The following is a 19,171-nucleotide window of genomic DNA, read 5'->3' on the forward strand; positions in this document are numbered from 1 at the left end:
GGCGGCGGCGCCGGAGCCGGGGATCAGCAGTAGAGGTTCGCTCCGGCGGGCACCCCGAGGATGCCCACGAACTGCTGGTACCGGGTTACCCGACTCTGCACCTGGGCGGGGTTGCCGCCGTTGCACTCGATCGAGCCGTTGATGCTGCGGATGGTCTGCCCGAAACCGGCCCCGGTGACCATCGCGTGGTGCGCGGTCATCGTGCCGGGCCCGTTCTGCGTCATCCAGTACCAGATGGCGGTCTTCCAGGCCACGGCGGCGTCGTTCTGCACCAGCCACGGGTTGGTCAGCAGGGGCAACCCGAGGGCGTTGCCCGCCGCGTTGTAGTTGAAGTTCCAGCTCAGCTGGATCGGCCCACGCCCGTAGTACGCGGCCTGCCCGGCCGGGCAGCCGTACGACTGGCCGCTGTCGCAGTAGTGCGGGTAGTTCGCGGTGTTCTGCTCGACGATGTGCACCAGGCCGCCGGTCTCGTGGTAGACGTTCGCCAGGAAGGCCGCCGCCTCCTGACGCTGCACGGTGGCCCCGCCGGTGCGCGCGAACGCCGGGTAGGCGCTCAGCGCGTTGATCAGTCCGGAGTAGGTGTAGAAGCTGTTTCGGCCCGGGAACATCTGGTTGAACTGGGCCTCGCTGACCACGAAGGCACCCGGGTTGGTCGGTGGCGGGCTGCTGGTGGGCGGCGTGCCCGAGCAGGTGTACGGGTCCCAGTACCAGGTGCTGATGATCGGGTCGTAGCCGGGATTGTCGTGTTCGGCGATGTAGTACTGGCCGTTGGTGTACCGCACGATGCTGCCGGCCGGGTACCAGGTGCCGGCGATCCAGTTCGGATGGTCGCAGGATCCGCCCGAGGGCGGCGGGGTGCTACCGCCGCAGGCACCGAGGTCCTGCCAGACGCCGGTGTTGCCGGGTGGAGCCTCGCTCTGGGTCCACCATTTCGCCTGGTAGTTGCGGCCGTTGTGGGAGACCTGCATGCCTGAGGTGTAGACCGCGGCGGACTGCCACGGGGTGGCACAGGCTGCGGCGGAGGCGGCGGTCGACGGGATGACCGCCAGCAGCGCGCCGGTGAGTGTCAGTGCCGCGAGCGCGGCCAGGGCGCGCAATCTCGACATGGGATCACTCCTTTCCAGGGGGAGCGGGACGTCGAAAGCCGGAACGCCCATCGACATCCGTGATAGTAACACCTACTGTTTGTAAACCTTACTATTAGTTCCGAGCAGTGAACCGGGCGTTGAGCCGGGCCGGTTGCTGTGGGATTCTTGGACGCCGATGCGTTGTCGCGCGTGTGAGTGACCGTCGCCCGATGGGCAACCGGGGCCGCCACGGCTCCGGGGGACGACGGCCGAAGACGGATTCGTCTCCGATCCACCGGCCCCGAGCCCGGTACGTAGGGCTCGGGGCCGGTGGATCTCCGCGTGACCAACGAAGGAAGATCATGCAAATCTCGGACAGGCACGGCGTTCGACCCCTGGCCCCACCCCGGCGATCATCCCGACGCGCGCTGGCCCTTGTCGTGGCGGGCCTGCTGCTCGGCTCGGCCGTACTGGTCGGCATCGACCAGCCCAGCGCGGTCGCGGCGACCACGCCGGTGGAAGTGACAGTGAACGCGCGGGCCGGGCTGGCCACCGTGCCGGACACCGCCCTCGGCGTCAACCACGCCATCTGGGACTCGCAACTGGGCACCACCGACACGTCGGACCTGCTGCGGGCGGCCGGCGTGCAGATGATGCGTTATCCCGGCGGCTCCTACGCCGACATCTACCACTGGCGGGACCACACCGCGCCCGGCGGCTACGTCGCCCCCGGCACCGACTTCGACACCTTCATGGCCGGCGTGCGGCGGGCCGGCGCCCAGCCGATGATCATCGCGAACTACGGCACCGGCACCCCGGAGGAAGCGGCCGAGTGGGTCCGGTACGCCAACGTGACCAAGGGCTACGACGCCCGGTACTGGACGATCGGCAACGAGAACTACGGCAACGGGCACTACGGGTCGGCGTGGGAGGCCGACCATCACCCCGACAAGAGCGCCACCTACTACGCGAACCTGGTGGTCGCGTACGCGGACGCGATGAAGGCCGTCGACCCGAGCATCAAGGTCGGTGCGGTGCTCACCATGCCGGCGAACTGGCCCGACGGGCTGACCGCGGGTGAGGACCCGGGCCCGTGGAACCAGACCGTGCTGTCCATCGCCGGCCAGAAGATCGACTTCGTCGACTTGCACTGGTACCCGGGCGGCAGCGCCGCCGAATCGCTGCCCCGGACCAGCCACATCACCGACGCGGTCCACCTGCTGCGGGAGCAGATCACCAGGTACGCCGGCCCGAACGCCGGTCGCATCGGCATCAGCCTCACCGAGGTGAACGTCACCTCCCAGGGGATGACCAGCCAGCCGGCGGCGCTGTTCCTCGCCGACGCGTACAGCGGGCTGTTGGCCAACGGGGTGTTCACCGTCCACTGGTGGAACGTGCGCAACGGCATCGGGCAGGTGTCGACAGTGGCCGGGCAGACCGACTACGGCGACTTCGGCATGCTCTCCAGCGGCACCTGCACCTCGGACGGATCGGTCTGCGAGCCGCCGTTGAACACACCCTTCGCCGCGTACCACGGACTGTCCATGATGAGCCGCTTCGCCCGCACCGGTGACCAGTTCATCCGGGCGGCCAGCGACGACGCGCTGGTCGCCGCGCACGCGGTACGCCGGGCCAACGGCGAGGTCGCGGTGCTGTTGGTGAACCGGGATCCGGACAACGCCCGGGAGGTCGTCATCGACTATGCCGGCTTCGCCCCGTCGGGCGGGGAGCCGACGGTACACACCCACACCAACGGTGCCACCGCCATCACCACCAGCCGGTCGGGCAGCGCGACCAGTCGGACCCTGCCGCCGTACTCCCTGACCACGCTCGTGGTGGAGTCGGCTGACCCGGGCACCGGGCGGCCCGGTGCACCGGGGCAACCCACGGCCGCCGAGGTCACCGACCGAACCGCGACGATCTCCTGGCCGGCGGCGACCCGGGGCGCGAGCCCGATCGCCAAGTACGAGGTGTACCGGCAGTACGGGGCGGTCAGTGAGCAGCTCGGCGAGACCTCGGGCACCTCGCTGACCGTCGGCAACCTCGTCCCGGGCGGCAGGTACACGGTCAACGTGCTGACCCGCGACACCGCGGGCCGGATCTCGTGGGCCTCACCGCCGTTGACCTTCACCACCGGCAGCCCGGCCACCAGCACCTGCGGCGTCCGCTTCACCCTCACCACGGACTGGGGCAACGGCTACGTGGCGAACGTCGACATCGTCAACGACGCCGACACCGCGATCGACGGCTGGACGCTGACCTGGACCTGGCCGACGACCTGGCAGCGGGTGGGCAGCGGCTGGAGCGCGAACTGGGAGCAGGTCGGCGCCACCGTCCGGGTCACCGGCACCGACGACAACCGTCGGATACCAGCCGAGGGTGGCACGAGCGCCGGCTTCGTCGGCGAGTACAGCGGGCCGAACGTCACACCGACCGCGTTCCGGCTCAACGGCGCCCTCTGCACAATCCTGTGAGGCCACCGGCGGCGTCGGTGGGGCCGCTGTGCTCCACCGACGACGCCGCGACTGGTGATTTTGCCGATGCGGTGCCGGCGGGGCGCCCCAAACACTGATCGCAGTCGATACCACTCCAACCCAAGGGAGTATCCGACGTGCGATCTACCACCACCACCCGTCCCCGTTCCGTCTCCCTCCTGGCCCGGCTGGCGATGGCCGCCGTCGTGGCCGCCGGTGGCGTCGTCGCCACCTCGTCCCCGGTCCAGGCCGCCAACCCGTACGAGCGGGGACCGGCACCGACAAACGCGGTCCTGGAGGCCAGCCGCGGCCCCTTCGCGACCTCGTCGACGAGCGTCTCCTCGCTGGTCAGCGGCTTCGGCGGCGGCGTCATCTACTACCCGACGACCACCACGGCCGGCACCTTCGGCGCGGTGGCCATCTCGCCCGGCTACACCGCCTCCTGGTCGAGCCTGGACTGGCTGGGCCCGCGGATCGCCTCGCACGGCTTCGTGGTCATCGGCATCGACACCATCACCCGGTTCGACCAGCCGAGCAGCCGGGGTCGGCAACTGCTCGCCGCACTGGACTACCTGACCGAACGCAGTTCGGTGCGCGGGCGGATCGACGCGAGTCGGCTGGCCGTGGCCGGGCACTCGATGGGCGGTGGCGGCAGTCTGGAGGCCGCGGCGAGCCGACCGTCGTTGCAGGCCGCGGTGCCGCTGGCGCCGTGGAACCTGACCAAGAACTGGTCGAGCCTGCGGGTGCCGACGCTTATCGTCGGCGGCGAGTACGACACCGTCGCCTCGGTCTCGTCGCACTCCGAGCCGTTCTACAACAGCATTCCGGCGTCGGCGGAGAAGGCGTACCTCGAACTCAACGGCGAGGGCCACTTCTTCCCCAACTCGGTCAACACCCCGACGGCCAAGCAGATGGTGGCTTGGCTGAAGCGGTTCGTCGACGACGACACCCGGTACGAGCAGTTCCTCTGCCCGGGGCCGAGCGGCCTGGCGATCGAGGAGTACCGCGACACCTGCCCGCACTGAGGTCGACCGGGGCGGTCGCGTCGCGTCCGCCCCGGGTCGTCCGGCCGCCGGTCTTCCGTCCCGTGGACCGGCGGCCGTATATTGCATCGGGAGTGCAATAACCTTGGAGGTGGCGAGTGTCCGACCACACGGCCGACGGGCTGCGCGGGCTGGTCGCCGCGTTCCTGCGGACGCACGACCCGAGCGGTGACCGCACCGGTTTCCTGCGCGCCCGCTTCGACGCCGGCCTGGCCTGGGTGCACCACCCGCCCGGTCGCGGTGGCCTGGGCGCACCGCCGCACCTTCAGGCGGTGGTGGACGACGCCTTCGCCGAGGCCGGCGCGCCCGACAACCAGCCCCGGCGCAACAGCATCGGGCTCGGCATGGCCGCACCCACCCTGCTGCGGCACGCCAGCGAGGCCCAGTGCCGGCGCTGGCTGCGACCGCTGTGGACGGGCGAGGAGGTGTGGTGCCAGCTGTTCAGCGAGCCCGACGCCGGCTCCGACCTGGCCAGCCTGCGCACCCGGGCGGTGCCCGACGGTGACGACTGGGTGGTCGACGGCCAGAAGGTGTGGACGTCCCTGGCCCACGAGGCGCGCTGGGCGATCCTGCTGGCCCGCACCGACCCGGCCGCACCGAAGCATCACGGCCTCACCTACTTCGTCTGCGACATGGCGGCGCCGGGGGTGCAGGTGCGGCCACTGCGACAGGCCACCGGCGAGGCGGAGTTCAACGAGGTCTTCCTGACCGGGGTCCGGATACCCGACGCCCACCGCATCGGCGAGGTCGGGCACGGCTGGCGGATCGCCCGCACCACCCTGATGAACGAACGCGTCGCCATCGGCGGCCGGCCGCTGCCCCGGGAGGGCGGGATGGTCGGTGTGCTGGCCCGGCTGTGGCGGGAACGACCGGACCTGCGCACCGGTGGCCTGCACGAGGAGGTCCTGCACGCGTGGGTACGCGCCGAGGCCGCCCGGCTGGCCGCGCTGCGCCTGCGCCAGTTGATCGCCGCCGGCCAACCCGGCCCCGAGGGCTCGGCGGTGAAGCTGTCCTTCGCCGAGCTGAGCCAGCGGATCAGCGGCCTGGAGGTGGAGTTGCGCGGCGCCGAGGGGCTGCGGCACGACGACTGGACGATGCGTCGACCGGAGGCCCCCGACCTGCTCGGCCGCACCGCCACCTACCGTTACCTCCGCGCTCGGGGCAACTCCATCGAGGGCGGCACGTCGGAGATCCTGCGCACCATCATCGCCGAGCGGGTGCTCGGGCTGCCCGCCGAGCCCCGGGTGGACCGATGACCGACCTGCTCTACGACGCCGACGAGGAGGCGCTGCGCGGCAGCGTCCGGGCGCTGCTGGCCGCGCACGCACCGTGGCAGCGAACCCTCGCCGCCGTCGACACCGACGAACCGTACGACGCGGCGCTGTGGCGCCGACTGGTCGACCAGACCGGGGTGACCGGCCTGGCCGTGCCCACCGAGCTCGGTGGCGCCGGAGCCGGTTTCCGCGAGGTCGCGGTGGTGCTGGAGGAACTGGGCCGGGCGGTCGCACCGGTGCCCTTCCTGGGCACCGTCGTGGCCACCCGGGCGCTGCTCGCCTGCGGCGAGTCCACCCTGCTGCGCCAGGTAGCCGCCGCCGACCGCGACGTGGCGTTGGCGGTCGGTTTCGCCACCACGCCCGAGGCGGTCACCGGGACGGTCACGGTCGGCCCCGGACCGACACTCTCCGGCCGGGTGGTCGGGGTGGCCGACACCGCGCCGCACTGCCTGCTGCTGGTCCCGGCCGGCGACGGGTTGTACGCCGTCGACGCCGCCGAACCGGCGGTACGCAGGACGCCGGTGGTGTCCCTGGACGCCACGCGACCCGTCGTCGACCTCGACTTCAGCGCCGTACCCGCCCGCCCGGTCGCCGTGGGCGCGGTGGCCGCCACGGCGGTGACGTCGGCGTTGACCGCGGGCGCGGCGCTGCTCGCCTCCGAGCAGGTCGGGGTGGCGCAGTGGTGTCTGGACACGACGGTGGACTACGTGCGGCAGCGCCGGCAGTTCGGCCGGCCGGTCGGTTCGTTCCAGGCGGTCAAGCACCGGCTGGCCGACCTCTGGGTGGAGCTGACCGAGGCCCGGGCGGTGGCCCGGTACGCGGCGGCCAGCGCAGCCGGCTCCGAGGCGCCGCTGGCAGCCGCACTGGCCCAGGCGTACTGCGGCCCGATGGCGGTCCGGGCGGCGGAGGTCTGCGTCCAGTTGCACGGTGGGCTGGGCTTCACCTGGGAGCATCCGGCCCATCTCTACCTCAAGCGGGCCAAGAGCACCGCGATCGCCTTCGGCACCGCCGACCGGCACCGGGCCGCCCTGGCCCGGCTGGTCGATCTGCCCGCGCCACCCCTCGTCCGGCCCGTCCCGCACGGCGGTGCCGACCGGTGACGATCGGCCATCGAAGGTGTTGACGAAACACGCGAGAAATGTACACTCCGAGTGTAATAATGTGGCGGCGACGCGAGGGGTGGGCTGATGGCGGACGGTCTCGCACTGCACCAGGTCGGCGTCCGCTTCGGCGGCCTCACCGCCCTCGACGACGTCTCGCTGGAGGTCGGGCCGGGCGAGGTGGTCGGGGTGATCGGCCCCAACGGGGCCGGCAAGACCACGCTGTTCAACGTCGTGTGCGGCTTCGTCACCGCGCACACCGGCACGCTCACCCTCGACGGCCGGCCCCTTCGACCACGACCGCACCGGCTGACCCGGCTGGGCATCGCCCGGACGTTGCAGGGCACCGGCCTGTTCGCCGGGCTCACCGTGCTGGAGAACGTGATGGCCGGGGCCACCCACACCGCCCGCACCGGGCTGATGTCGGCCCTGCTCGGGCTGCCGAGCAGCGACCGCGACGAACGCCGGCTGCGCGAGCACGCCCACGCCGTCCTGGCCGACCTGGGCATCACGGCGTACGCCGACGCCGCGCCGGACACCCTTCCGTTCGCGGTACGCCAGCGGGTCGCACTCGCCCGCGCCCTGGCCGCCCGCCCTCGGCTGCTGCTGCTCGACGAGCCGGCCGGCGGCCTCGGCGCGGACGACGTGGACACCCTCGCGGAGCTGATCCGGCAACTGCCGCACCGGGCCACCGACCCGTGTGCGGTGCTGCTTGTGGAACACCACATGGACCTGGTCATGGCGGTCTGTGACCGGATCGTGGTGCTCGACTTCGGGCGGGTCGTCGCCACCGGGCCGCCCGAGGCGATCCGCGAGGATCCGGCCGTGGTGGACGCCTACCTCGGTGCGGCCGTGGACGAGGCCGCGTAGTGGGCGGCGACCTCCTCACCGCCGAAGCCCTGGCCGCCGGCTACGGGCCGGTGCCGGTGCTGCGCGACGTCGACCTGCGAGTGCCCAGCGGCACCATCGCCGCCGTCATCGGTGCCAACGGTGCCGGCAAGACCACCCTGTTGCGCACCCTGTCCGGCATGCTGCGCCCGACCGCCGGTCGGATCCTCCTCGACGGCCGCGACCTGCGCGGCACCCCGGTCGAGCAGCTCGTCCGGCGCGGCGTGGCGCATGTGCCGGAGGGGCGCGGCGTGATCGGCGAACTCACGGTGGAGGAGAACCTGCGCCTCGGCGCATTGTGGCGGCGGGACCGCACCGCCGCCGCCCGCGCCCTCGACGAGGTCTACCAGCTGTTCGAGCCGCTGGCCCGGCGTCGGCGTCACCTCGGCCATCAGCTCTCCGGCGGCGAGCGGCAGATGCTGGCCCTCGGCCGGGCCCTCGCCGGCCGACCCCGCCTGCTGCTGCTGGACGAACCGTCGCTCGGCCTGGCACCACGGGTGGTGGCCCAGACCATGGCGTTGCTGCGCCAGCTGCGCGACGACACCGGGCTGACCGTGCTGCTGGTCGAGCAGAACGTGCGCAGCGCCCTGGCCGTCGCCGACCAGGGCATCGTGATGTCGCTCGGCCGGGTCGCCCTGGCCGCCCCGGCCGCCCGACTGCGCGACGACGCCGACCTGCGCCACGCCTACCTCGGATTCTGAAACGCAAGGAGGACCGTGGACCGCTTCCTCTTCCTCACCCTCGACGGCCTGTCGAGGGGCGCGGTCTACGCCGCGTTCGCGCTCGCCCTGGTGCTCATCTGGCGGGCCGGTCGGATCGTCAACTTCGCCCAGGGCGCGATGGCGGTGGCCGCCGCGTACGTCGCGTACAGCGTCACCGCCGCCACCGGCTCGTACTGGCTCGGCTTCGGCGCGGCGCTGCTCGCCGGGCTGCTGCTCGGCGCGGTCGTCGACGTCGCGGTGATGCGGCTGGTGGACCACCGGTCACCGCTCAACCCGGTGATCGTGGCGCTCGGGCTGGTCCTGCTGATCCAGGCGGTCCTCGGCATGGTGTACGGCAACGAGTACCTGCCGTCCCGGGCGCCGTTCAGCCGGACCGCGCTGACGGTCGGCGGCACCGCCGTGCTGTCCCCGTACGACCTGTTCGTCTTCGCCACCGTCGGGGTGGTCGGCGCGGCCCTCGTCTGGATCTTCACCCGGACCGCGATCGGGCTGCGGATGCGCGCCGCGGCGTTCGCACCCGAGGTGTCCCGGCTGCTCGGCGTGAACGTGGGCGGCATGCTCACCCTCGGCTGGGCGCTGGCCTCGGGTGTCGGCGCGCTGGCCGCGATGTTGGTCATTCCCACCGGACTGGGGCTGCATCCGTACGCGATGGACCTGGTATTCGTCTCCGCGTTCACCGCCGCGGTGCTCGGCGGGCTGGACAGCCCACCGGGCGCGGTCGTCGGCGGTCTCGGTGTCGGCCTGCTGCTGTCCTACGTCAGCGGGTACGCCGGCGGCGACCTCATTCCGCTCGCGGTGCTCGCGCTGCTGCTGACGGTGCTGCTGTTACGCCCCGGCGGGCTGTTCGCCCCGGTCACCGCGAGGCGGGTGTGAGCGCCACCCGGGCGGCGGCGTCCGTCCGACCCGCCGCCATCGATCCCGCCCGCCGCGGCCGGTCGCTGCCGACCGTGGTGCGTCACCTCGTCGTCGCGGCCGGCGTCGCCCTGCTGGTGCTGATGGTCAGCTACCAACTCGACTCGTTCCGCAACTTCCAACTGGCCACCGTGGCGGCCTACCTCTGCGCCACCGCCGGCCTGACCGTCCTGACCGGGCTCTGCGGGCAGCTCTCGCTGGGACACGGTGCGCTGATGGCCACCGGCGCGTACACCCTCGCCCTGGTGCAGAACGCCTTCGCCGAGCGGGGTCTCACCGCCGGTGGACTGCTTGTCGTGTCCCTGGTGGTGGCGGTGCTGGCCACCGTCGTCGTCGGCGCGGTCGTCGGGGTCGCCGCCGCCCGGCTGCGTGGGCCTTACCTGGCCGGGCTCACCCTGGCCGTGGCGGTGGTGGTGCCGGCGTTGACGGTCACCTTCGACGGCGTCTTCAACGGCGAGCAGGGCCTGGCGGTGCCGGTGGCGCCCGCCCCGGCCGGGCTCGGCAGCTACTTCCCGCATGAGCGCTGGCAGCTCTGGGTGGCCACCGTGGCGACCCTGCTCTGCCTGGTGCTGCTGGCGAACCTGGTGCGCAGCCGTTACGGCCGCTCCTTCCGGGCGGTACGCGACGACGAGGTCGCCGCCCGGCTGGCCGGGATCCACGTGGCGCGTACCCAGGTCGTCGCGTTCGTGATCAGCGCGGGCAGCGCCGGCCTCGGTGGCGCCCTGCTGGCGGTGCTCGCGCAGAGCGTGTCACCCGGCGCGTTCGGCCTGACCTTGTCGCTGTTCCTGCTGATGGCCGTGGTGATCGGCGGTCTCGGTCGACTCGCCGGGGCGGCCTGGGGTGCCTTCCTGCTGGTGGCCCTGCCCGATCTGACGCACTCGCTGACCAACCTGTTCACCCTCTCGCCGGCCACGGCGCAGCGGCTGGAGGGCAACCTGCCGCTGGCGATCTTCGGCAGCACGTTGATCGCAGTCATGATCGCCGCGCCCGGCGGCGTACAGGGGCTGTTGTCCCGGCTGGTCCGGGCGTTGCGCGCCCGCTGGCCGGTCGGGCGTTCGTAACCGTCACACCTGCTCACCCCAACCATCCATTTCGCACAACCGGTCCGATGAAAGGTCGGTGTCCCATGCGAAGCACGACACGGCGCGGTCTCGTGATCGCCACCACCCTCACCCTGCTGCTCACCTCCACCGCCTGCGGCTCCGACGACGGTCCCGGTTCGGGCGCGCCGGTGCCCGGCGTCACCGACACGGAGATCGTCGTCGGCACCCACATGCCACTTACCGGTCCGGCGTCCGCCGGCTACTCGAAGATCGCCCCGGCGACGAAGGCGTACTTCGACTACGTCAACGCCAACGGCGGCGTGCACGGCCGCAAGATCACCTACAAGGTCATGGATGACGGCTACAACCCCGCCACCACCCAGCAGGTCGTCCGGCAACTCGTGTTGCAGGACAAGGTCTTCGCCATCCTCAACGGCCTCGGCACGCCGACCCACACCGGCGTGCTGGACTTCCTGCACACCAACCGGGTACCGGACCTCTTCGTCGCCTCCGGCAGCCGCAGCTGGGACCAGCCCGACCGCTACCCGAACACCTTCGGCTTCAACCCCGACTACACGGTCGAGGGCAAGATCCTGGCGAACCATGTGAAGACCGCCATGCCCGGCCGCACGGTGTGCTTCCTCGGGCAGGACGACGACTTCGGCCGTGACGCGTTGGCCGGCGTGGAGACGGTGCTCGGTGCCGACGGCGTGGCGGCCCGCCAGACCTACGTCACCAGCAACACAAACGTCGCGCCGCAGATCGGTGCGTTCAAGGCCGCCGGCTGCGAGGTGGTCATCCTCGCCACCGTGCCCGGCTTCACCGCCCTGTCCGTCGGCACCGCCGCCCGGCTGGACTTCCGCCCGCAGTGGGTGGTGTCGAACGTGGGCGCCGACCTGCCGACGCTGTCCCGGCAGCTCGGCGAGGCCGCCGCACTGCTGGAGGGCCTGATCGGTCTGAACTACCTGCCGATGCAGGGCGACAGCGACGATCCGTGGATCCAGCTGTTCACCAAGGTGAACGCGGAGCACAACGGCGGTGCGGAGTTCGACGGCAACACCGTCTACGGGATGGCGGTGGGCTACCTGTTCGTCCAGGTGCTCCAGGCCGCCGGCAAGGACCTCACCCGGGAGTCGTTGGTCGAGGCCGTCGGCAGGGGTGGTTACCAGGGGCCCGGCGTGGCGCCGTTGCGGTTCTCCGCCACCGACCACTCCGGGTACGGTGGCGGCCGGCTGAGCCGGGTCGAGGGGGGCGAGCAGCGCTACTTCGGCCCGACGTACGAGACCGACGAGTCCGACGGGCCCGTCAACGAGTACACCGCACCGCCGGTGGCGCCACCGGCCAACGGCGTGCCGAGCGCCTGATCCGCCCGCCCGGTGTGCACCGTCCGGCCCGGGCCCCGGGCGGTGCACGCCGGCGAGGTGCGCGACCCTCGCCGGCCCGCCGCGACCGCAGCGGCCCCGGGGCGCGCTCGACGAGGCTCGTCCGGGCAGGGTCTCAGCAAACGCCTAGACTCGGCTCGCACGAACGCTACGCCAGGGGTGAGGGGGACGGCGGGGATGGTCAGTGCCGAGACGGCCGGTCGGGTCGACGGGCGCACCGCCCGGGCCGAGCGCACCCGGGCGGCGATCGTCGAGGCGCATCTCGCGCTCATCTCCGAGGGTGACCTGCGTCCGACCGGTGAGCGCATCGCCGAGCGGGCCGGCATCTCGCTGCGTACGCTCTGGACCAACTTCAAGGACATGGAGACCCTGTTCGAGGCCAGCGGGGCGGAGCTGCTGCGCCAGCAGGACGCCGCGTGGCGGCCGATCTCGCCCACCTTGCCGCTGGCCAAGCGGGTCGACGCGTTCTGCCGGCAGCGGGCGAAACTGCTGCAACTGATCGCGCCGTCGGCTCGGGCGGCACAGATGCGCGAACCGGTCTCCGCACAGTTGCGCCGCAACCGGCTCAAGCACATCGCCCGGGTACGCGACGAGGTCGAGCAGCTGTTCGCCGACGAACTGGACCGCGCCGGGTCGGCCCGGGGCCAGGTGGTCAACGCCGTGGTGGCGGCGAGCACCTGGCCGGCGTGGTCGACCCTGCGCGACGGCCTCGGGCTGGGCGTGGACGCCGCCCGGGCGGTGATGGCCCGCACCGTCGGCGCGCTGCTCGCCGAGCCGGCCGAGCGCTGACCGGGCCGCTGCCGCCCGACATTTCCCTCTTCTCAAGCGTCGACAGGTAGGCGAGACTCGATGCATGGTTCATGCATCGACGGTGCAAATAGATGTGCTACGGGGCCGGCAGGCGGAGTGCCGGGAGATCCGCAGCCTGCTCGCCGCACCGGCCGGGACGGCGCTGCTCCTGCACGGCGAACCCGGCTGCGGGCGTAGCACGCTGCTGGCGTACGCCCACCGGTACGGTCGGGGCCGCCGGCTGCTCGCCGCCACCGGTCTGCCCGACGAGGCGATGCTGCCCTACGCCGGGTTGCAGCGGCTGCTCGATCCGGTGCTCGACGGCATCCATGCGCTGCCCGAGCGGCAACGGCAGGTGCTGCGCCGGGCGGTGGCCGGCGAAGGCTGTCGCGACCGGGACCAGCTCGTGCTCTCCCAGGCCGTTCTCGGCCTGCTCGCCGAGGCCGCCCACGACGGCCCACTGCTGTGCACCATGGACGATCTCGACGTGGGCGACGCCCCGACGGCGCGGTTGCTGACCCTGGTGGCCCGGCGACTGCCGCACCTGCCCGTCGTCCTGCTGCTCACCGCCGGCAGCGACAGCGGAGCGGACCTGATACCCGGCCGCCGGCTGCTGCCGCTCGACGAACCGGACAGTCACGCCCTGCTGGCCGCTCGCCGCCCGGGGCCGCCACCCCCCGGCCGGGTGCTGGCCGGGCTGAGCGCTCTCGCCGCCGGAAACCCGCAGGCCCTGGTCGACCTGGCGGACTCGCTGACCCCCGGCCAGTGGCACGGGGTGGAACCCCTGCCCACGGCACCGCCGGCCGACGGCGGCCTCGGTCGGGCGTACCGCGGCCTGCTGTCCCGCCTGCCCGGCGACACGCGACGCGCGCTGCTGCTGGCCGCGCTCGCCGCGACCGCCCCCGCCGAGCGAGATCCGGCCGACCACGGTCGCGCCGTGGATCCGGTCACGCTGGGCCGGGCGCTGCAAGCGGCCGGCGGCAGCGTCGCGGCGCTCGCGCCGGCCGAGGCCGCCGGTCTGATCCGGCTCACCGCACCGGGTGGCGTCACCTTTCCCCGGCCGCTGGCCCGCGCCATGGTCGAGGCCACCGCCTCGCTGACCGCGCGCCGTGACGCCCACCTGCTGCTCGCCGCCGCGCTCGACGGCACCGGAGCCCGGTTGCGTCGGGCCCTGCACCTGGCAGCGGCAACCGACGGACCGGCACCGGCGCTGGCCACGGAGTTGGCCGACGCGGTCGGCGACCACGCGGACCGGTCCGCCGCGGCGACGGCGCTGGCCCGGGCCGCCGAACTCAGCGACGATCCGGTGCTCGCCGCCAGCCGGCAGGTCACCGCCGCCCGCTACGCCTGGCAGGCGGGCGAACCCGACCGGGCCCGCGCGTTGCTGCACCGCGTCGCGGACGTGCCGGTCGCCTCTCCCACCGGAGGGCTCGCCGACCTGCTGCGGGGCGAGATGCGACTGCGCTGCGGCTCGGCACCGGCGGCGTTGCCGATCCTGCTGGCCGCCGCCAACGCACTGGCCGAGGTCGACCGCGAGTCGGCACTGGTCGCGCTGGTCCGAGCCGGCGAGGCCGTCTGCTTCTGCGGTGACCAGTACCGCTACGCCGAGGTGGCCCGCCGGATGGCGGCACTTCGCCGCGACGGAGATCCACCGTGGGCGGGCCTGCTGACCACCCTGGTCGCCGGGGTCGCCGCCACGCTGCGCGGCGACCACGCCCACGGCGGTCCGCTGCTGCGTCGGGCGGTGGTGCTCGGCGACCGGTTGACCGGTGCCGCGGCAACCCCGACCGCGTTGACCGGTGCTGCCGTGGCCGGCCTGCTGGTCGCGGTGGACGCCGGGGCGTACCGGCTCGCCGACCGGGCCGTCGAACTGGCGACCGACCGGGGCGAGGTGTCCCTGCTGCCCAGAGCACTCGAACTACGGGCGATGAGCGAGTACTGGCTGGGCCGCCACGAGGCCGCGACGAGGAGCTGCCGGGAGGGGCTGCGGGTGGCGCGGGCCGCCGGCCAGCACACCAGCGCCGGCGTACATCTCGGCCTGCTCGCCGTGCTCGCGGCCGTGCGGTCCGACCGCGACGCCAGTCTCGGCCACGTCGCCGAGCTGGGCGACGCCGCCGTACCGGGCAGTCGCCCGCACGCCCTCGCCGAGTGGGCCCTCGCGTTGCTGGACCTGGCCGACGCCAGGTACGCCGACGCCGCGGACCGCCTGACCGCGCTCGCTCGGCCCGGTACCGGGCGCGGTCAGGTCCTCGTCCAGGTGATGGCCACGCCCCACCTGGTGGAGGCCGCCGCGCAAGCCGGTCGGCACGCCCGGGCCCGCGCCGCGCTCGCCGTCTTCGACCGCTGGGCCGGCAGCACCGCCAGTCCGCTGCGCCGGGCGCTGTCGGCCCGCTGCCACGCGTTGCTGGCCCCGCGCGGTAGCGCCGAGGCCGAGCAGCAGTTCCGAGCCGCGCTGTCCCTGCACCCGTCCGACGCCGCCACCTTCGAACGGGCGCGCACCGAGCTGCTCTTCGGTCGGGAACTCCGCCGCGCCCGCCGCCCCCGCGAGGCTCGCGGTCACCTGCACCGGGCCCGGCAGACCTTCATCCTGCTCGGTGCCGAGGTGTGGGCCCGGCAGAGCACCGTGGAGCTGCGCGCGGCGGGGGAGTCCGTCGGTGCGCCGGACCCGCACGCGGTACGGCTGCTCACCGGTCAGCAACTGCGCATCGCCCACCTGGTCGCTGCCGGTGCCACCAACCGGGAGGTGGCCAGCCAGATGTTCCTGTCCACCCGGACCGTCGACCATCACCTGCGCAACATCTACCACCGGCTCGGCATCCGCTCCCGCACCGAGCTGGTCCGCGCGTTGAGCTGACGTGTCCAAACCGATATTCAACTGATCCATGACGGGCGTCAGAATTTCTTGACATTTGAGGGTGGTTGGCTGACGATGGCCAACACGGCCGGGTGATCTCACTCACATCGACCCGCCGTCGGTGTTGACGCGCCCACCACCCCCCGCCCCAGGAAGGGCCTTGTCGATGAAGAAGGTATTCACGCTCGGGCTGATCGCCAGCGTAGCGATCGCGCTCGCTGGATGTACGGACTCGGATGCCACCCCCTCGGGAGAGAATAGCGGCGAACTCCGCCAGGTACGGGTCGCGGCCCTGCCGATCACCGAGACCGCCGCGTTGTGGGGCGGCATGAAGGCCGGCATCTTCGAAAAGCACGGACTTTCGGTCGAGGTGCTGCCCGCGCAGGGCGGCGCCCAGGCCATCCCCGCGCTGATCAACGGCGACATCGACTTCGCCATCGGTCAGCCGTTCGGCCCGTTCCGGGCCGACCTGCAGGATCTCGGCGTCGTGATCATCGGCAACTACGCGTCGTCCTACGCCGAGGGCGACGACATCAACGCCGTGGTGGCCTCGGCCAAGTCGGGCATCACCCGGCCGGCGGAGCTCGCGGGCAAGCGAGTGTCGGTCAACAGCCTGGGTGCGGCCGGCGATGTGACGATCATGGCCGCGGTGGAGAAGGACGGCGGTGACCCGTCCACCATCAAGTTCGTCGAGGTCGCCTTCCCCGACGTCCCGGCGCAGCTCGAAGCAGACAACATCGACGCCGCCTGGGTGCCGGAACCCTTCGTCACCCAGCTGCGCAACCGTGGCGACACCTTCGTCGTCGCGCCCTACCAGGCGGTCGCCCCCGGGCTCGCGACGCTCACCGCCATCACGACGAAGAAGCAGATGGACTCCGAGGCCGAGTTGGTCGCCGACTTCACCGCGGCGATGAAGGAGACCCTCGCGTGGGCGCAGGACTCCGCCAACGAGGCCGCCGTCCGCCAGGCGATCAAGGACAACCTGGAGCTCCCGGAGCCGGTAGCGGACTCGGTGAAGCTGCCGGAGTTCGGTTGGGAGCTTGACCGGGCGAGCCTGGAATCGCTGGCCACGCTCGCCGGCAAGTACAAGGTGCTCGATCAGCAGCCCAACTTCGATCGCCTCATCCAACAGCAGTAGCCGGCGCGGTCCCGCCCTTCCCGGTGACCGGCCGGGAAGGGCGTCGCCGCCGACCACGGGAGCAACATGCACGTCTTGTCCCTCCGGCGTCCCCGCTCGTTGCGCAAGGTGATGCTGGGCGTTGTCGGGCTGACCGGGTTCCTCGTCATCTGGCAACTGGTCCCGACCCTGGGCCTGATCAACTCGCAGTACCTGCCGTACGTCACGGACGTGTTCGCCCGGCTCGCCGAGGAGTCCCGCGACCTCGCCTTCTGGCGCCGGCTCGGGTACACCATGACCTCCTGGGCGATCGGGCTGGCCGTGGCCACCGCCGCCGCGGTCGTCCTCGGTACGATCGTCGGCCTGGTGCCCTTCCTGCGCCGCGCCACCCACACGGTGGTGGAGTTCCTGCGGCCGATCCCGTCGGTGGCGCTCATTCCGCTCGCCGTGCTGCTGTTCGGCATCCAGATGCAGGCCGCCCTGCTCATCATCATCTACGCGTCGTTCTGGCAGGTCTTCGTGCAGGTGATCTACGGCGTCGCCGACGTCGACGCGGTCGCCCGGGACACCGCCCGCAGCTTCGGACTCACCCGCCGCGAGCGGTTGTCGTACCTGGTGCTGCCGACCGCCCTGCCGTACCTCATGACGGGCGTCCGGCTCGCCGCCGCGGTCGCCCTCATCCTCGCCATCACCGCCGAGATGGTGATCGGCAATCCCGGTCTGGGACGGATGATCGAGCTGTCCCGGTCCGCCGGTGACTCCGTCGGGCTGTACGCCTTCGTGGTGGTCACCGGGCTGCTCGGGCTTCTGGTCAATCTCGTCTTCCGATTCATCGAGCGGCGTTCGTTGTCGTGGCACCAGTCCGTACGCGGTGAGGAGGTCCTGTGACCGCGCACACCGTCCGCATCGCCCAGCGCTCGCGCGGGCGCGGCCTCGGGCGCCGCGTCGCCGCGGGTTTCCTCTACCCGCTCGGCCTGCCCTTCCTGCTGCTGGTGGTCTGGGGACTGGCGTCGTCCTCGTCGACCAACCGGTTCTTCCCCGGCCCCCTGACGATCTTCGAAGCCTTCCGGGAGACCTGGATCGGGCCGGCGTTCGTCGACGACGTGCTGCCGAGCCTCTACCGGCTCGCCCTCGGCATCGCGGCCTCGATCGTGATCGGCATCGCCGCCGGCACCCTCATCGGGCTGTTCCGCTGGCTACGCGAACTGCTCGAACCGCTGCTGGAGTTCTTCCGGGCCATCCCTCCGCCGGTGCTGATCCCGGTCGTGATGCTGCTGCTCGGCATCACCGACACGATGAAGGTGGTCGTGATCGTCTCCGGCGCGATCTGGCCGATTCTGCTGAACACGATCGACGGTGTCCGGGCCACCGACAGCGTGATGTCCGAGACCGCCGACTCGTTCCAGATCACCTGGTGGGAACGGCTCTGGTACCTCGTGCTCCCGGCGGCCAGCCCGCGGATCATGACCGGGGTCCGGCAGGGCCTCTCGGTCGCGCTGATCCTGATGGTCATCTCGGAGATGTTCGCCTCGTCCGCCGGACTGGGCTATCGGATCGCCTACTTCCAACGCAACTACCTCATCGCCGAGATGTGGAGCGGCATTCTCCTGCTCGGCCTCGTCGGCGTGCTCCTCGCCGCGACCTTCGGTGTCGTCGAGCGACGGGTGCTGCGCTGGTACCACGGAATCAGGGAGGTCAACCGTGCCTGACCGGAGCACGCTGCTGCGGGTGGAGCACCTGCGCAAGGTGTACGAGTCCACGAACGGCGATGTCGAGGCGATCGGGGACATCAGCTTCACCATGCGCTCCGGTGAGCTGGTCTGCATCGTCGGGCCGTCGGGCTGCGGCAAGACGACCCTGTTGAAATGCCTCGCCGGCCTGCTCCGGCCCACCAGCGGCCTGGTCGAGATGGACGGACAGCCGGTGACCGGTCCGAGCCCGGCGATGGCCGTCGTGTTCCAGGAGTACGGCCGGAGTCTCTACCCGTGGTTGACCGTCCGAGGCAACGTCGAGCTGCCGCTGCGTCACAAGCGGCTGTCCCGCTCGGCCCGCGACAAGCTCGTCACCGACGCCATCGAGGCGGTCGGGCTGGCGCACGCGGCCCGCAGTCACCCGTGGCAGCTCTCGGGTGGCATGCAGCAGCGGGTGGCGATCGCGCGGGCCATCGCGTACCAGCCCGAGGTGCTGATCATGGACGAGCCGTTCGCCGCGGTCGATGCGCAGACCCGCGCGGACCTGGAGGATCTCGTCCGCGAGCTGCACGCGAGCCGCAAGATTTCGGTTCTCTTCGTCACCCATGACATCGACGAGTCGGTTTACCTGGGGGAACGGGTGCTGGTGTTGTCCGCGTCGCCGACCTGGGTACAGGAGGATCTGTCGGTCGACCTCCCGCCGGAGCGCGACCAGATCACCACCCGGGCGCTACCGCGCTTCACCGAGCTGCGTACGCATGTCTACGACCAGATCCAGCGTGCGAAGCGCGGGCAGACCGTCGCCCCGTGACCGT

16 protein-coding genes are annotated in these 19,171 nt (G+C 72.0%); 15 read left to right on the plus strand and 1 reads right to left on the minus strand.

All coding sequences use genetic code 11. From position 1 onward, the window contains the following. Positions 1 to 23: 23 nt before the first annotated feature. Positions 24 to 1,106 carry a glycoside hydrolase family 19 protein gene (locus ACFY2A_RS11615; protein WP_363920393.1) on the minus strand — a complete coding sequence of 361 codons (1,083 nt, stop codon included), beginning with the start codon at positions 1,104 to 1,106 and terminating at the stop codon, positions 24 to 26. 323 nt (positions 1,107 to 1,429) lie between these two features. On the opposite strand from ACFY2A_RS11615, the gene ACFY2A_RS11620 reads away from it, so the two are divergent. The 15 genes from ACFY2A_RS11620 (at position 1,430) to ACFY2A_RS11690 (ending at position 19,167) form a co-directional block, all read left to right on the plus strand. Continuing rightward, the gene (locus tag ACFY2A_RS11620) at positions 1,430 to 3,541 is read left to right on the plus strand and encodes a cellulose binding domain-containing protein (RefSeq protein WP_387170875.1); all 2,112 of its coding nucleotides are present in this window, start codon (positions 1,430 to 1,432) and stop codon (positions 3,539 to 3,541) included. Positions 3,542 to 3,735: 194 nt separating this feature from the next. Continuing rightward, positions 3,736 to 4,566: an alpha/beta hydrolase gene (locus tag ACFY2A_RS11625; protein ID WP_363920885.1), complete on the plus strand. Its 831-nt coding sequence runs from the start codon at positions 3,736 to 3,738 to the stop codon at positions 4,564 to 4,566. Positions 4,567 to 4,682: 116 nt separating this feature from the next. Beyond that, positions 4,683 to 5,840 (plus strand): acyl-CoA dehydrogenase family protein, encoded by a 1,158-nt coding sequence (locus ACFY2A_RS11630; protein WP_387170877.1) that lies wholly within the window; start codon positions 4,683 to 4,685, stop codon positions 5,838 to 5,840. Next, positions 5,837 to 6,958: an acyl-CoA dehydrogenase family protein gene (locus tag ACFY2A_RS11635; RefSeq protein ID WP_387170879.1), complete on the plus strand. Its 1,122-nt coding sequence runs from the start codon at positions 5,837 to 5,839 to the stop codon at positions 6,956 to 6,958. The genes ACFY2A_RS11630 and ACFY2A_RS11635 overlap by 4 nt, the downstream gene beginning before the upstream one ends. An 87-nt stretch (positions 6,959 to 7,045) precedes the next feature. Further along, a complete protein-coding gene (locus ACFY2A_RS11640) occupies positions 7,046 to 7,828 on the plus strand; it encodes an ABC transporter ATP-binding protein (protein WP_387170881.1) in 783 nt (260 codons plus the stop codon). After that, positions 7,828 to 8,547 (plus strand): ABC transporter ATP-binding protein, encoded by a 720-nt coding sequence (locus ACFY2A_RS11645; protein ID WP_363920405.1) that lies wholly within the window; start codon positions 7,828 to 7,830, stop codon positions 8,545 to 8,547. The genes ACFY2A_RS11640 and ACFY2A_RS11645 overlap by 1 nt, the downstream gene beginning before the upstream one ends. Before the next feature lie 15 nt (positions 8,548 to 8,562). Next, entirely contained in the window at positions 8,563 to 9,441 is an 879-nt protein-coding gene (locus tag ACFY2A_RS11650; RefSeq protein ID WP_387170884.1) for a branched-chain amino acid ABC transporter permease, read from the plus strand. Further along, entirely contained in the window at positions 9,438 to 10,541 is a 1,104-nt protein-coding gene (locus tag ACFY2A_RS11655) for a branched-chain amino acid ABC transporter permease (RefSeq protein WP_387170886.1), read from the plus strand. The genes ACFY2A_RS11650 and ACFY2A_RS11655 overlap by 4 nt, the downstream gene beginning before the upstream one ends. A 65-nt stretch (positions 10,542 to 10,606) precedes the next feature. Then, positions 10,607 to 11,887, plus strand: coding sequence for an ABC transporter substrate-binding protein (locus ACFY2A_RS11660; protein WP_387170888.1), 1,281 nt, complete (start codon positions 10,607 to 10,609; stop codon positions 11,885 to 11,887). A 195-nt stretch (positions 11,888 to 12,082) separates the two neighbouring features. Next, entirely contained in the window at positions 12,083 to 12,694 is a 612-nt protein-coding gene (locus tag ACFY2A_RS11665) for a TetR/AcrR family transcriptional regulator (RefSeq protein WP_387170890.1), read from the plus strand. A gap of 64 nt (positions 12,695 to 12,758) precedes the next feature. Then, on the plus strand, positions 12,759 to 15,548 hold the full coding sequence (locus ACFY2A_RS11670) for a LuxR C-terminal-related transcriptional regulator (protein ID WP_387170892.1): 2,790 nt from the start codon (positions 12,759 to 12,761) through the stop codon (positions 15,546 to 15,548). A gap of 166 nt (positions 15,549 to 15,714) precedes the next feature. Beyond that, a complete protein-coding gene (locus ACFY2A_RS11675; RefSeq protein WP_363920887.1) occupies positions 15,715 to 16,686 on the plus strand; it encodes an ABC transporter substrate-binding protein in 972 nt (323 codons plus the stop codon). A gap of 66 nt (positions 16,687 to 16,752) precedes the next feature. Then, positions 16,753 to 17,553: an ABC transporter permease gene (locus ACFY2A_RS11680; RefSeq protein ID WP_387170894.1), complete on the plus strand. Its 801-nt coding sequence runs from the start codon at positions 16,753 to 16,755 to the stop codon at positions 17,551 to 17,553. Then, positions 17,550 to 18,374, plus strand: coding sequence for an ABC transporter permease (locus ACFY2A_RS11685; RefSeq protein WP_387170896.1), 825 nt, complete (start codon positions 17,550 to 17,552; stop codon positions 18,372 to 18,374). Before ACFY2A_RS11680 ends, ACFY2A_RS11685 begins: the two co-directional genes overlap by 4 nt. Beyond that, complete coding sequence (locus tag ACFY2A_RS11690) at positions 18,367 to 19,167, plus strand: ABC transporter ATP-binding protein (RefSeq protein ID WP_387170898.1); 801 nt, start codon at positions 18,367 to 18,369, stop codon at positions 19,165 to 19,167. The genes ACFY2A_RS11685 and ACFY2A_RS11690 overlap by 8 nt, the downstream gene beginning before the upstream one ends. Positions 19,168 to 19,171 lie beyond the last annotated feature (4 nt).

It is taken from the genome of Micromonospora sp. NPDC000442 (genome assembly GCF_042898635.1).
Lineage (GTDB): Bacteria > Actinomycetota > Actinomycetes > Mycobacteriales > Micromonosporaceae > Micromonospora.

Excerpts from the sequence above, each read along its gene's own strand:
- ACFY2A_RS11670 (WP_387170892.1), top strand. The coding sequence starts at position 12,759 with ATGGTTCATGCATCGACGGTGCAAATAGATGTGCTACGGGGCCGGCAG.
- ACFY2A_RS11680 (WP_387170894.1), top strand. The coding sequence starts at position 16,753 with ATGCACGTCTTGTCCCTCCGGCGTCCCCGCTCGTTGCGCAAGGTGATG.
- ACFY2A_RS11675 (WP_363920887.1), top strand. The coding sequence starts at position 15,715 with ATGAAGAAGGTATTCACGCTCGGGCTGATCGCCAGCGTAGCGATCGCG.
- ACFY2A_RS11625 (WP_363920885.1), top strand. The coding sequence starts at position 3,736 with ATGGCCGCCGTCGTGGCCGCCGGTGGCGTCGTCGCCACCTCGTCCCCG.
- ACFY2A_RS11660 (WP_387170888.1), top strand. The coding sequence starts at position 10,607 with ATGCGAAGCACGACACGGCGCGGTCTCGTGATCGCCACCACCCTCACC.
- ACFY2A_RS11620 (WP_387170875.1), top strand. The coding sequence starts at position 1,430 with ATGCAAATCTCGGACAGGCACGGCGTTCGACCCCTGGCCCCACCCCGG.
- ACFY2A_RS11665 (WP_387170890.1), top strand. The coding sequence starts at position 12,083 with ATGGTCAGTGCCGAGACGGCCGGTCGGGTCGACGGGCGCACCGCCCGG.
- ACFY2A_RS11635 (WP_387170879.1), top strand. The coding sequence starts at position 5,837 with ATGACCGACCTGCTCTACGACGCCGACGAGGAGGCGCTGCGCGGCAGC.
- ACFY2A_RS11640 (WP_387170881.1), top strand. The coding sequence starts at position 7,046 with ATGGCGGACGGTCTCGCACTGCACCAGGTCGGCGTCCGCTTCGGCGGC.
- ACFY2A_RS11615 (WP_363920393.1), bottom strand. The coding sequence starts at position 1,106 with ATGTCGAGATTGCGCGCCCTGGCCGCGCTCGCGGCACTGACACTCACC.